This window comes from Arthrobacter sp. 05L428, assembly GCF_056397665.1.
The window spans coordinates 126,864-139,401 of the sequence record NZ_JBFTNW010000002.1 but is presented as its reverse complement, the minus strand read 5'-3'; the positions used below and the strand labels follow the sequence as shown (position 1 = coordinate 139,401).

Sequence of the window (12,538 nt, the reverse complement as noted above, 5' to 3'; positions counted from 1 at the left end):
CTAGGCCACGTGCCGCCTGGCCGCTCTTGCGCAGCCCCGGGCCGGTGCCGCCGCCGGGCAGGGACGCTAGAGCACCCAGGATTCGGCCAAGGCGATGAACGCCGAGGAGGACGGTCCCAGCGGACCGGGATAGACCGCCGGCGTGCCCGGCCACTCCACCCCGAATTCCGCGAGCCGACCGGTGCTGCAGGGCAGATAAACGTTGCTCAGGGCGGCGCTGCCTTCGCCGAGCTGGAAGTTGGGGGCGGTGAACTGCCTTCGGTCCAGGATGCCGCTGATTGCCAGCTCCGCCTTGTGGCCGGTTGCGCGGAACCCGGTCGCCGGGTCCACTTCCACCGTGAACTCGTCGTGGGTGTGCCCGATCCCGGTCAGCGGGAATCTGGACGCTTCCGGGAAATAGCGGGTAAGTTCGGTGGCCAGGGTTTTCGCGAGGGCCTCATTGGTGCCGTAGCTGCGCCAGCCCTGCAGGGTCGCAACCAGCAGGGCGCTCCCGGCACCCCAGCGTGACCAGTCGGCCCGCCAGAACGTGGCGAAGCAGCTGGCCGGCTCGCCCGGGACCTGGGCGCCTCGGGAGTCCGCCGGGTGCAGCGCCAGGCCCGCGTTGATTCCCACGAATGCCAGGCTGCGCCGCGCCGCTGCGGTGGCCGTTTTCTCCATGTGAGGAGCCTAACGGGACGGCAACGGCTGCGGCCGGAAGGTCTTCACCTCCGACCGCAGCCGTGTCCTGGCTGGGCTTCCCGTCTGAAGCGGTCCCCACTGAAGCGTTCCCGCCCGGGGCGCTCCCGCTTAGCGCGGGGTGCGGATCAGTTTCTTGTTCACGAATTCGTCCATGCCGAACCGGCCCAGCTCACGCCCGACGCCGGAGCGCTTGACGCCGCCGAACGGCAGGTCCGCCTGCGTTACGGCCACCGAGTTGATGAAGACCATGCCGGTATCCAGCCGGTCCGCGAGGTCCTGGGCCTTGCGCGGGTCGGCGCTGAAGACCGAGCCTCCGAGCCCGTACGGGGACCCGTTGGCGAGTTCGACTGCCTCCTCGGCGCTGGCCACCTTGTAGATGACCGCGGCCGGGCCGAACAGCTCCTCGGAGAAGGCGCGCATCTCCGGCGTGACGTCGGTGAGCACGGTGGGCTCCACGAAGGCACCCGGGCCGTCCACGAGGTGGCCGCCGGTGCGGAGCGTGGCGCCCTTGTCCACGGCGTCCTGGATCTGTTCGATCAGGCCGTCCGCGGCGCTCTGCGAGGAGAGCGGACCGAACTTGGTGTCCTCCAGCAGCGGGTCCCCGGGCTTGATCCCGGCCATCCGGGCGGTGAACTTTTCCACGAAGGGCTCGTAGAGGTCCTCGAGCACGATGAACCGCTTCGAGGCGGTGCAGGCCTGCCCGGCGTTGCCCATCCGGCCGCCCACGGCGGCCTTGACGGTGGCGTCGAGGTCATCGGAATCCAGCACGATGAAGGGGTCGCTGCCGCCGAGTTCCAGCACGTACTTCTTCAGGTTCCGGCCGGCCACTTCGGCCACGGCCGAACCGGCCCGCTCGCTGCCGGTCAGGGAGACGCCCTGGATCCGGCTGTCGGCGATGACCTCGGCGACCTGTTCGTTGCTGAGGAAGAGGTTGGTGTAGGCGCCCTGTGGGAGTCCGGCATCCTTGAAGATTTCCTCGATCGCGAGGGCAGACTGCGGGCAGCTGCCGGCATGCTTGAGCAGGATCGTGTTGCCCAGGACCAGGTTCGGCGCCGCGAAGCGCGCCACCTGGTAGTACGGGTAGTTCCACGGCATGATGCCGAGCAGGGGTCCGACTGGAGCCGAACGGACGACGGCGGAGCCGCCGCCCTTGACCTCCAGCGGCTCGTCCTTGAGGAAGCCCGGGCCTTCCGCGGCGTAGTAGTCGTAAATATCGGCCACGAGCTGCACTTCGCCGCGGGCCTGTGCCAGGGGCTTGCCCATCTCGGTGCTGATCAGCCGGGCGAGCTCGTCCTGGCGTTCCCGGTACAGTTCTGCGACGCGGGCGATCACCTTGGCGCGGGCCTCGACAGGGGCGGCGCGCCAGGCCTGGAACGCCTGCTGCGCGGCTGCGAGCGCCTCTTCCACCTCGCCTGCGGTAGCGAGCGGGAATTCCTTCAGAGTTTCTCCGGTCGCGGGGTTCACTGTCTTGTAGGCAGTCATTGGTCCACCATCTCCGTTTCTGGCTGGTTAGAGCCGGTTCGGACGCGGACCGCCGTTGGCGCCGGATACGGCGTCGAAGGCGGTTCCCGCCCATTGCGCGGGGCCGGCCTGCCTGCAAAGGCGGGCCAAGTCCCTTAGGCGCCAACCGAGGTGTCCCCGGGAGTATTCCATCCAGCCGCGGCCGTTGCCGTCCCCAGACCTCAGGGACGGCCAGCCGCCGCCACCTGTCCCCTAGAGTGCCACGTCGCCGCAGAGGTGGACCTGCACCCCTAGCTCGGCAAAGAATGCGGCCTTGGCTTCCAGCGCCTTGTCCGCCGTGGCGGCGTCCGGGGCGTAGACCACCTGGGCGTGGTTGGCCTTGTGGCGGGCCATCAGCTGGTCTCGGCTGACGCCGTCGAGGACGGCGTGCATGATCGGCCACTGCGGGTCGGTCGCGTCCAGCCGGCGTTGGGTCTCCTCCGCCGGAAGCTCGACGACGTGGCCGCGGCCCAGGTCCACGTGCAGCCGGTCGTCCATGATGAAGACCCGGGACCAGACGATCTCCCCCGGCTTGGAGACACCGCTGAGGGTGCCGCCTCCCAGCGGAAAGAACATCTCGGGCTGTCGCATGGAGTACGACTTGTCGTAGCCGCCATTGTGGGAGGCCGGCACGGAGCCGGAGATCTCGAAGACCCAGACGAACTCGCCGTCGTAGTCGGCACCCCAGCGCACGTCGTGCAGCGTGGTGGCAGGATCGAGCCCCATCGCGGTCCAAATCCGGTTGGTGATGAGGGCGTCGACGGCGACCCCCTCGTCCACCTCGTTGAAGTGCGGCAGCGCCTTTCCGGCGAACAGTTCCCGGCCGCCGTCGCGGGAGTAGACGGGCGGGCGCTGGACGTTGTTGAGCAGGCCTTCGGCCAGGTCGGACGCCGGGACGGTGTCCTTGAGGCCCTGCTGGTACTGGATGCCGACGGCGTCGACGCCGTAATCGTCCGAGATGCGCAGCGCGGCAATGTACATCTTGAGCTGGCTGTGGACCTGGTCGGGGGTCAGCTCCGTCGCAGGGTCGGTGCCGAAGTGGAAGGTCAGGCCGGCGTCGTCGAGCCAGCTCTTCACCGCGTCGGCCTCTGCGTCCGGGACCTTCAGCATCTCGGCCACGAGGGCGCTCTGCGAGAGCCGCTCCTTGTAGATGCCCAGCGGGTTGAGCATTTCGTCGTCGATGATGGCGTTGTACATGCCCATGCAACCCTCGTCGAAGACGCCGATGATGGCCTTGTCGGCCATCAGCTGCTGCGCCAGGGCGCGTCCCAGCCGGACCTCCTCCGTATCCGCCAGCGGCGGCAGTTCGCGGACGTGGCTCGTGTCGTGGGTGATGCTGCCGGAGGTGAGCCAGGATTTGAGCTTGCCCACCGCCCATTCGTCGGTGAAGTCCTCGCTCCACAGCGCGGAGTAGTCGACCTTGGCCTTGGTCAGGCTTCCGGTGAGGTTAAGCAGGCCCACCAGCCCCGGGAAGTCGCCCGCCCAGTTCGCCACGACCAGGATCGGGCCGCGGTGCGTGCGCAGGCCGGCCAGGACGTGGTGGCTGTACTGCCAGACGGCCTCGACAACCACCACCGGCGCCGTCGGCGGAATGTTCTTGAAAACTTCCATACCCATGCGCTGGCTGTCGATGAAGCCATGCCCGGTGTCGGGGTTGACGCCGTGCGCGCGGACCACCTGGTAGCCGAGGGACTCCACGGCGGCCGCGAAGTGCCCTTCGAGCTGCTGCTGGGTGGGCCAGCACTTGGTGTTGGCAGCGAGCCGCAGGTCGCCGCTGCTGATGGTGTAGACCGTGTTGGCCTCGGCGTCGGGGGTTTCCGTGATGGACGGGAAGGTGTAACTGCTCATGGTGTGGTTTCCCTTTCAAGGTTTTGGGGGCTCAGACGTTCCTCGCGTCCGGCGAGGGCGTGGGCAATGTCCTGGGTGGCCGGGTAAAGGCGTAAGTAGAGGTCGTACAGCTCCTCATAGTCCGCGCTCACGGCAGGGTTGGGGTGGACGGTCCGGGCGGGCGGATTCCACTCGCTGATCCGGACCTCGGCAACCGTGCCCGCGGCCAGATACGCGGCGCCGTAGCTGGCGCCGATGGTCTGGCTCGGAATGAGCTGCGGCTGCCCGGTCACGTCGGAAACGATCTGGGTCCACAGCTCACCCTGGGTTCCGCCGCCGACGGCCACGATGCGCCGGATGTTTCCGCCGGCCAGCTCCATGGACTCGATGTTGTGCCGGACGCCCAGTGCCGTGGCCTCCAGGGCGGCGCGGTACAGGTCGCCGCGGGTGTGCGAGAGGGTCAGCCCGGCAATGATGCCGCGGGCTTGCGGATCCGCCACCGGGGTCCGTTCGCCGGCGAAGTAGGGCAGCATCAGGAGTCCACGGGCGCCGGGGCCCGAGGCGGCGGCCAGCTCCAGCAGTTCCGGGAAGTCGAGGGAGCCGAACAGTTCCTTGAGCCAGGACGTGACCGCCCCGGAGGTGGCCATCCCGCCGGCCAGGTTGCGGGTTCCCTCGAACGCGCCGACCGTCCCCCACAGCTGGGGTGAGGTGACCCGGTCCGGGACGGTGTTGACCAGGAACATGGTGGTGCCGTACATCAGCATCAGGTCGCCATTGTTCTGGCTGTCCACGCTGACGGCTTCGCTCCAGGCGTCGATGGTTCCGGCAATCACCGGGACTCCGGCCGGAAGCCCGGTGGCGACGGCGGCCTCCGCGCTGACGTACCCGGCGGTGTCGCCGGGCCAGAGCAGCGGCGGAAGTTCCAGCCCGGGAGCGATCTTGCTCGCGAAGGGCGGATACCATTCCAGCGTCCGGGTGTCGTACAACGGCGTGCACTGGCTGGCGGAGTGGTGGTCCAGCACGTACGCGCCGGTGAGCTGGTAGGCCAGCCAGGAGGAGGGCATAAAAAGCCGGCGGCTCCTGGCGAAAGTGTCCGGCTCGTGCCGGGCCAGCCACGCCAGCTTGGGCCCGACGGCCTGGGTGGACAGCACGGAGCCGCAGCGCTCCATAATGAGCTCGTCGCCGCCCAACTCAGCGGTGAGGGACTCGATCTGCTCGGTGGCCCGGGAGTCGATGCCGTAAAGGATCGCCGGGCGCAGCGGGGTGCCGTCCTGGTCCGTGACGAGGACGCAGGGGCCCATGCCGCTGACGCCGACGGCGACGATTTGTTCGTCCGCGCCCGTGCCGGCCAGCAGTTCGCGGCTGATCGCGGCGAATTCCTCCCACCACAGGTCCCCGTCCATCTCGGCCCAGCCCGGCCGGGGCCGGCTTACCTCGTGGCTGCGCGCGGCGGAACGGAGCACCTTGCCCTCCAGGTCCACGACGACGCCCTTGCTGCTGCTGGTGCCGATGTCGACGCCGAGCACCGCCCGGACCGGCTGATCCGTCACTGTGCCGGCCTCAGGCGCAGGCCCTGCATGCCGCCGTCAACCGCCAAGGAGGTTCCGGTCGTGGAGCCGGAGGCCGGTGACGCGAGGTAGGTGATGGCGGCCGCCACCTCGTCCGCGGTGACCAGCCGGCCGTGGGGCTGGCGGGCGTTGAGGGCGGCGCGTTCGGCCTGCGGATCGTCGCTTTGGGCCATCAGGCGGCCGATCCACGGGGTGTCAGCGGTGCCCGGGTTCACGCAGTTGACCCGGATGCCTTCGCGGATATGGTCCGCGGCCATGGCCAGCGTCAGGGACAGGACCGCGCCTTTGCTGGCACCGTACAGCGCCCGCTGCGGCAGCCCCGCCGTGGCCGCGATGGAACACGTGTTGACGATCGCGGCGGCCGGCGAGCGCCGCAGATGCGGCAGTGCGGCCCGGCTGACCCGCACCATGCCGAGCACGTTGATGTCGAGGACGCGGTGCCATTCATCGTCGTCGTTGTCCGCGATCGTGCCTTGGGCGCCGATCCCGGCGTTGTTGACGACGACGTCGATCCGGCCAAAGTGTTCGGCGACCCCCTGGACTGCCGCGACCACGGAGGCGTCGTCGGCCACGTCGCAGCGCACCGCGAAGTGCCCCTTCGCGGCGTCCTCCGGGTTCAGGTCCAGGACCGCCACCGAGGCTCCGGCGGCGGCGAGCCGGGCGGCTGCCGCGGCGCCGATGCCGGAAGCACCTCCGGTCACAATCGCGACCAGCCCATCCATCTCCGTTGTCATGCTTGTCCTTTCCAAAGACATTTAATTGCTTGCTCGCCGCCTGCCGGGCCGGTCAGGCCCGGTGAGGCAGGCTGGCGCGGCGGCTGTTCAGGACTGCGCGAAGACCTGCCGCTGCCGGCCCAGGCCCTCGATCTCGACCTCGACGACGTCACCGGCTTTGAGGTACGGGAACTTGCCGGAGAGCGCCACGCCCTGCGGGGTGCCGGTGAGGACCACGTCGCCGGGCTCGAGGGTGAGGTACTGGCTCAGGTGGTGGATCAGGAAGTCGACCGGGAAGACCATGTCAGCCGTGCTGGAATCCTGGCGGGGCTCGCCGTTGACCCAGCTGCGGAGCCGGAGCCTGCCCGGATCGACCTCGTCGGCGGGCACGAGCCACGGCCCGAGCGGGGAGAACCCGGGCGAACACTTGCCCTTGGACCACTGGCCGCCGGACTCCTCGATCTGGAAGGCACGCTCGGACAGATCGTTGGCAACCAGATAGCCCGCGATGTGCGCGGCAGAGTCGGCCGGCGAGCCGAGGTAGCTGGCGCGCCGGCCGATCACCACCCCGAGTTCGACCTCCCAGTCGGTCTTGGTGGAATTGCGCGGGATGAACGCCGCATCATCCGGGCCAGCGACTGTGTTGGGCGTCTTGAGGAAGATAATGGGAACCTCGGGCGGCAGCGCCCCGGATTCGGCGGCATGCGCGGCGTAGTTCATACCCACGCAGATGACCGCGGACGGACGGGTGATCGGAGCGCCGACCCGGAGGCCGGCGGGATCCAGCGGCTCAAGCTCTCCGCGCTCCAGGGCGTTCCGCGTGGCGGCAATTCCCCCGCCGGCAAGGAACTCGCCGGTGATGTCCGAAGTCAGGGGAGATAGATCATATGTCTTTTCCGTACCTGCGCCATTTGCAGCAATCACGGCGGGGCGTTCCGCACCAGCGGGGCCCAAGCGAACCAACTTCACACTTCCTCCAAATCGGGCAACTCTGCCCGCCGCTAACCCGGCGGCCGGACCGGCCGCGCGGAAAGGTGTCGCACACCACAATACAGACCACACCGTCGTTGACAAGCCATACATCGGATGTTTACTGTCGAATTCACCGCCCGACCGGGCGACGCGAGATTCCGGGGCTGCCCGGAGCATGAGGAGTTCCCACGTGAGTACCATCACCGCCGTCACGGTCAGTGACGTCCGCTTTCCGACGTCGTCGTCCTTGGACGGCTCGGATGCCATGAATCCCGACCCGGACTACTCGGCGGCCTATCTGGTGATCGGCACCGACGCCGGCGACGACCTTGAAGGCCACGGCTTCGTCTTCACTATCGGGCGCGGCACCGAAGTGGTGGCCAGCGCCCTGACAGCCCTCGTCCCCTATCTCCAGGACCGGAACGCCGAGGAGCTGCTCGATGACATGGGCGGTACCTGGCGCTCCATGGTGCACGACTCGCAGCTGCGCTGGCTGGGGCCGGAGAAGGGGATCATGCACATGGCCATCGGGGCGGCCATCAACGCCCTGTGGGACTTGAAGGCAAAACGCGCCGGGTTGCCGCTGTGGCAGCTGCTGTCCCGGCTGTCGCCCGAAGAGCTGGTTGACCTGGTGGACTTCCGCTACCTCAGCGACGCCCTCACCCCGGAAGAGGCCCTCGCTATCCTGCGGGGCGCAGAAACCGGCCGTCCGGGTCGAGAGTCCGAGCTGCTCCGCGCCGGCTATCCGGCGTACACCACCACCCCGGGCTGGCTCGGCTACGACGATGCCAAGCTCTCCCGGCTGTGCCGCGAGGCCGTCGCGGACGGCTTCCCGCTGGTCAAGCTCAAGGTTGGCGCCAACCTGGCGGATGACGTCCGGCGTCTGCGCGTCGCCCGGGACGCCTGCGGACCGGGCATCAAGATCGCCGTGGACGCGAACCAGCGCTGGGACACCACGGAGGCCATCGAATGGATCCGCGGCCTCGGCGACCCCGACCTCGCCTGGGTGGAGGAACCGACGAGCCCGGACGACATCCTGGCCCATGCCGCGATCGCCCGCGCCATCGCCCCGATTCCGGTGGCGACCGGGGAGCATGTCCAGAACCGGGTGGTGTTCAAGCAGATGCTGCAGGCCGGATCCCTCGAGGTGCTGCAGCTCGACGCGGCGCGAGTTGCCGGCGTGAACGAAAACATCGCCATCCTGCTCCTCGCGGCCAAGTTCGGGGTCCGGGTCTGCCCGCACGCCGGCGGCGTAGGCCTCTGCGAAGCCGTCCAGCACCTCTCGATGTTCGACTACGTGGCAGTTTCCGGGCAACTCGAGGGCAGGATGATCGAATTCGTCGACCACCTCCATGAGCACTTCGTCGTCCCGGTCGACGTCCATGGCGGGCGCTACTGGCCCCCGGCCGCCCCGGGCGGCGGCAGCGAAATGAGAGCGCACTCGCTCGCTGAGTTCTCCTTCCCGGCCGGTCCGGCGTGGTCCGCTCCGGCTGAAGCTGTGGCAGGCTAATCCGATGAGCACAACCCCGGAACGCATCGCCCTGCACACCCGGCTCAAGCCCGGCCGCGAGGCCGACTACGACCGGATCCATGCGCGGATTCCCGCCGAGCTCGCGGACGCCATGCGCGGGATCGGCGTCCACAGCTGGCGGATCTGGCGCAGCGGACGCGAACTTTTCCACGTCGTGGAGGTCGAGGACTACGCCACCATGCGCAAGTTCCTGGCCGAGCACCCTGCGAACGTCCCCTGGCAGGCGGAAATGGCCGAGCTCCTCGAGGTCGAGGACGACTATTCGGGCGAGGACCGCGGCATCCCGATGGTGTGGGAGCTTGCACGGCAATGACTCAACTGCCCCTCGGCCGGCTGGGCTACGGCGCCGCCGCTCTCGGGAACCTGTATTCGAGCATGGATGACGACGACGTCCGCCGCACCCTGGAGGCCGCCTGGCTTGGCGGGATCCGCTATTTCGATACGGCGCCGCACTATGGACTCGGGCTCTCGGAACGGCGGCTCGGCGACTTCCTCCGCACCTGCCCCCGGGAGGACTACGTCATCTCCACCAAAGCCGGCCGCCTGCTGGAGCCCAATCCGGCCTTCCGGCCCGGCGAACCGGACACCGAGGGCTTCGCCGTCCCGGCCCGGAGCACCCGGCGGTGGGACCTCACCGAGCGCGGCATCCGGCAAAGCCTGGAGGACTCCCTGGACCGCATGGGCATCTCTCGGGTGGACATCCTCTACCTGCACGACCCTGATGCCTACGACATGGACGCCGCTCTCAGTGAGGCCCTGCCGGCCCTGCAGCGGTTGAAGGCCGAGGGCCTCGTCCGGGCCATCGGGGTGGGATCCAACTCCGCGGAGGCCCTGCACACGCTCGTCGACCGCGCCGAACTGGACCTGGTCATGCTCGCCGGCCGCTTCACCTTGCTCGAGCAGCCCGCCCTGACCGGGCTGCTGCCCCGATGCGTCGAACGCGGCGTCGGCGTCGTCGCCGCCGGAGTGTTCAACTCGGGCATCCTGGCCACGGCTGAAGTCCCGGCGGATGCCCATTACAACTACGGACCGGCGCCGCAAGAGCTGCTGGCCCGGGCACGGCGGCTTGCCGCCGTCTGCGCCTCGTTCGGGGTGGACCTGCCCGACGCCGCCATCCAGTACCCACTGCGGCACCCGGCCGTGTGCAATGTGGTCATCGGGGCGCGGGGCGCGGAGCAGATCAGTGCCAACATCGCCGGCATGGACCGGGCGCTCCCCCGGGACCTTTGGGACGCGCTCGAAGCGGAGGGGCTGATTCCCCGGTGAGCGGGCTGCCCACGGTGGACTCGCACCTGCACCTGTGGTGCCTGGGCCGCAGCCGGTATGGCTGGCTGGATTCGGTGCCGGAGCTGAAGCGGACCTTCACCGCCGCGCAGGCCCGGACTGAGCTCGATGCGGCCGGCGTGGCGGAGGCGATCCTCGTCCAGGCGGACGACACGCTGGAGGACACCGGGTTCCTGCTGGAAACGGCGGATGCCGAGCCGTGGATCCGCGGGGTGGTCGGCTGGATCCAGCTGGACTCGCCCGCCCGCGCAGGGGCCCAGCTGGACCAGTGGCTGGAATCGGACAAGTTCTGCGGGGTCCGGCACCTGGTCCACGACGACCCGCGGGACGGCTTCCTCGCCCTCGCCCCGGTCCGCGAATCGCTCTCCCTGCTCGCCGCGGCCGGCCTGCCCTTCGACGTCCCCGACGCATTCCCGCGCCATCTGGGGGCCGCGGCCGACCTGGCCGGGGCACTGCCGGAGCTCACCGTCGTCGTGGACCACCTGGGCAAACCGCCGCTCACCGACCCGGACGCGATGGCGCGATGGCGCCGCGAACTGACCGCGTGTGCGGGCCGCCCCAACACGGTGGCGAAGCTCTCCGGACTTCATATTCCCGGTGCAGAATATAACGCTTCCGCCTTGGCGCCGGTGTTCCACGAGTCCCTCGAGCTGTTCGGTGCGGAACGGCTCATGTACGGCGGCGACTGGCCCGTGTCGGTCCTCTCCGGCGGCTATCAGCAGACCTGGCAGGTGCTGAAGGAACTGATCGAAACGCTCAGCCCCGCCGAACAGGACAACGTCCTCGCCGCCACGGCGCGGCGGGTATATCGCCGCGGCACGGTAGCCTGATCTTTCCCGCCCGGGGCCTGTGGCGCCCGGTCTAAGATGTTCTTCAGGCGTGCCGACGCCGGATGCACAGAATGGCGCTTCCCATGACAAACCCCCCAGCCGCAGCCCCCGCGCACACCGCGGTGCCGAGCGACGCCTCCCCGGCCAAGATGGTCAAGGACGCATCGCTGCCGATGTACAAACAGCTGTGCGACCAGCTGATCCTGGAAATCTCAACCCGCAAGCTGGCACCGGGATACCGTCTCCCTGGCGAGCACGGGATGTGCGAACTGTACGGGGTTTCCCGCACCGTGGTCCGGCAGGCGCTCGGGCAGCTCGAACACGACGGCGTGATCGAACGGGTCAAGGGCAAGGGCACCTTCGTGGCCCCCCGCAAGGTCTCCGAAAGCCTGGTCCATACCCTGCGCGGCCTTTACGCGGACGTGGAATCCCGAGGCGGCAGCGTCTACAGCGATGTCCGCCGCCAGGAGCTGGTCCCGGCCGACGACACGGTGGCCGAGGCGCTCCGGATCCCAGCGGGCGAACCCGTCGTCGCCCTTGAGCGGCTCCGCTACGTTGAGGATTCCCCCTGGTCCCTCACCACGACCTACCTTCCCGGCGACATGGCCGAGATCGTGCTTGGGGCCGACCTCCGCAACCAGTCGCTGTACGCCTTGCTGGCCAGCAAGGGCATCCGGGCGCACCACGGCATTCGCTCGGTCGAGGCCACGGTGGCAAACAAGACGCAGGCCGAGGCGCTGGGCATCGTGAAGGGCGCCCCGCTGATGCAGCTGCGGAGCATCGTCTACGACGCGGCGGACCGGCCGCTGGAATTCTTCGTGGCCCACCACCGCGGAGACCAGAGCCGTTTTGAGGTGGTCATTGACGCCGCCTCGGCGGGCTCCGGCACGGCTGGCTTCCACCGGGTCACCACCGGCTGAACGCCCGGGCCGGGCAGGCCCGCGCCTCCTGACGATTCCCAAGGACCCACTGGGCATGTAACCTGTAATTACAGGTTGCCGCTTCGGCAACGGACCATTTGCTGATCCTCAGGAGACTTCTGCCCGTGAGCGAATTCATCACTCCCCCCGTTCCGCCCATGACCATCCGCTTCGACGCGCAGGCCGGCACTCTGTCGCCGCAAGGCCCGACGCTGGAACGCCGCATGTCGGACCTTGAAGGCCTGTTCGCGGACAAGGACGCTTGGAACGAGGCCGTCGCCAACGGCAACCCCGTGGTCTACTCGGTGGTTTCCACGCCGGTGCCGGAAGCGGACCGGGAACTCCCGCAGTCCATCACCACGATCCAGCCCGGCACCACCGCCGGGGAGTTCTGGATGACCAAGGGACACCAGCACCCGAACCACCAGGGCGAAATCTACCTGGGCATCTCCGGGCAGGGCGGGCTGCTGATGTTCGACGGCGAGAACACTTCCTGGGTTGACATGGCCCCCGGCGTGATCGGCTACATTCCGCCGGGCTGGGCGCACCGCAGTATCAACGTGGGCTCCGAGCCCTACAAGTTCCTCGCGGTCTACCCGGGCTGCGCGGGCCACGACTACGGCTGGGTCCTTGAACACGGCATGGGCCAGCGCGTCTACTCCGCGGACTCCGGCCACGAGTTCGCACCCTTCTTCGCAGCACAGGCCTAAGACGG

At 68.8% G+C, this 12,538-nt stretch carries 12 protein-coding genes; 6 read left to right on the top strand and 6 right to left on the bottom strand.

Annotation, left to right across the window (positions count from 1 at the left end; all coding sequences use genetic code 11):
* Positions 1-66: 66 nt before the first annotated feature.
* The 6 genes from AC1DH3_RS07000 to AC1DH3_RS06975 all read right to left on the bottom strand — a co-directional run bounded on the left by AC1DH3_RS07000 (position 67) and on the right by AC1DH3_RS06975 (position 7,255).
* A complete protein-coding gene (locus AC1DH3_RS07000) occupies positions 67-657 on the bottom strand; it encodes a hypothetical protein (protein WP_441418049.1) in 591 nt (196 codons plus the stop codon).
* A gap of 129 nt (positions 658-786) precedes the next feature.
* Positions 787-2,160: an NAD-dependent succinate-semialdehyde dehydrogenase gene (locus AC1DH3_RS06995; protein ID WP_441418050.1), complete on the bottom strand. Its 1,374-nt coding sequence runs from the start codon at positions 2,158-2,160 to the stop codon at positions 787-789.
* 231 nt (positions 2,161-2,391) lie between these two features.
* A complete protein-coding gene (locus tag AC1DH3_RS06990) occupies positions 2,392-4,026 on the bottom strand; it encodes a fucose isomerase (protein WP_441418051.1) in 1,635 nt (544 codons plus the stop codon).
* Entirely contained in the window at positions 4,023-5,555 is a 1,533-nt protein-coding gene (locus tag AC1DH3_RS06985; protein WP_476908907.1) for an FGGY-family carbohydrate kinase, read from the bottom strand. Before AC1DH3_RS06985 ends, AC1DH3_RS06990 begins: the two co-directional genes overlap by 4 nt.
* Entirely contained in the window at positions 5,552-6,307 is a 756-nt protein-coding gene (locus tag AC1DH3_RS06980; RefSeq protein ID WP_476908906.1) for an SDR family NAD(P)-dependent oxidoreductase, read from the bottom strand. The genes AC1DH3_RS06985 and AC1DH3_RS06980 overlap by 4 nt, the downstream gene beginning before the upstream one ends.
* Positions 6,308-6,394: 87 nt before the next feature.
* Complete coding sequence (locus tag AC1DH3_RS06975) at positions 6,395-7,255, bottom strand: fumarylacetoacetate hydrolase family protein (protein ID WP_476892964.1); 861 nt, start codon at positions 7,253-7,255, stop codon at positions 6,395-6,397.
* A gap of 193 nt (positions 7,256-7,448) precedes the next feature.
* Here AC1DH3_RS06975 and AC1DH3_RS06970 point away from each other — a divergent pair, with 193 nt between their 5' ends.
* The 6 genes from AC1DH3_RS06970 (at position 7,449) to AC1DH3_RS06945 (ending at position 12,533) form a co-directional block, all read left to right on the top strand.
* Positions 7,449-8,768, top strand: a complete 1,320-nt coding sequence (locus tag AC1DH3_RS06970) for an enolase C-terminal domain-like protein (protein ID WP_476908905.1) — start codon at positions 7,449-7,451, stop codon at positions 8,766-8,768.
* A 4-nt stretch (positions 8,769-8,772) separates the two neighbouring features.
* Positions 8,773-9,102: an L-rhamnose mutarotase gene (locus AC1DH3_RS06965; protein ID WP_441418056.1), complete on the top strand. Its 330-nt coding sequence runs from the start codon at positions 8,773-8,775 to the stop codon at positions 9,100-9,102.
* A complete protein-coding gene (locus tag AC1DH3_RS06960) occupies positions 9,099-10,055 on the top strand; it encodes an aldo/keto reductase (protein ID WP_476908904.1) in 957 nt (318 codons plus the stop codon). The genes AC1DH3_RS06965 and AC1DH3_RS06960 overlap by 4 nt, the downstream gene beginning before the upstream one ends.
* Positions 10,052-10,903 (top strand): amidohydrolase family protein, encoded by an 852-nt coding sequence (locus AC1DH3_RS06955; RefSeq protein ID WP_441418058.1) that lies wholly within the window; start codon positions 10,052-10,054, stop codon positions 10,901-10,903. Before AC1DH3_RS06960 ends, AC1DH3_RS06955 begins: the two co-directional genes overlap by 4 nt.
* An 83-nt stretch (positions 10,904-10,986) precedes the next feature.
* On the top strand, positions 10,987-11,823 hold the full coding sequence (locus tag AC1DH3_RS06950; RefSeq protein ID WP_441418059.1) for a GntR family transcriptional regulator: 837 nt from the start codon (positions 10,987-10,989) through the stop codon (positions 11,821-11,823).
* Positions 11,824-11,948: 125 nt separating this feature from the next.
* Positions 11,949-12,533, top strand: coding sequence for a glucose-6-phosphate isomerase family protein (locus AC1DH3_RS06945; protein WP_441418060.1), 585 nt, complete (start codon positions 11,949-11,951; stop codon positions 12,531-12,533).
* Positions 12,534-12,538 lie beyond the last annotated feature (5 nt).

Coding starts and splice junctions, on each gene's coding strand:
- AC1DH3_RS07000 (WP_441418049.1), bottom strand. CDS start 657: ATGGAGAAAACGGCCACCGCAGCGGCGCGGCGCAGCCTGGCATTCGTG.
- AC1DH3_RS06995 (WP_441418050.1), bottom strand. CDS start 2,160: ATGACTGCCTACAAGACAGTGAACCCCGCGACCGGAGAAACTCTGAAG.
- AC1DH3_RS06990 (WP_441418051.1), bottom strand. CDS start 4,026: ATGAGCAGTTACACCTTCCCGTCCATCACGGAAACCCCCGACGCCGAG.
- AC1DH3_RS06980 (WP_476908906.1), bottom strand. CDS start 6,307: ATGACAACGGAGATGGATGGGCTGGTCGCGATTGTGACCGGAGGTGCT.
- AC1DH3_RS06965 (WP_441418056.1), top strand. CDS start 8,773: ATGAGCACAACCCCGGAACGCATCGCCCTGCACACCCGGCTCAAGCCC.
- AC1DH3_RS06960 (WP_476908904.1), top strand. CDS start 9,099: ATGACTCAACTGCCCCTCGGCCGGCTGGGCTACGGCGCCGCCGCTCTC.
- AC1DH3_RS06950 (WP_441418059.1), top strand. CDS start 10,987: ATGACAAACCCCCCAGCCGCAGCCCCCGCGCACACCGCGGTGCCGAGC.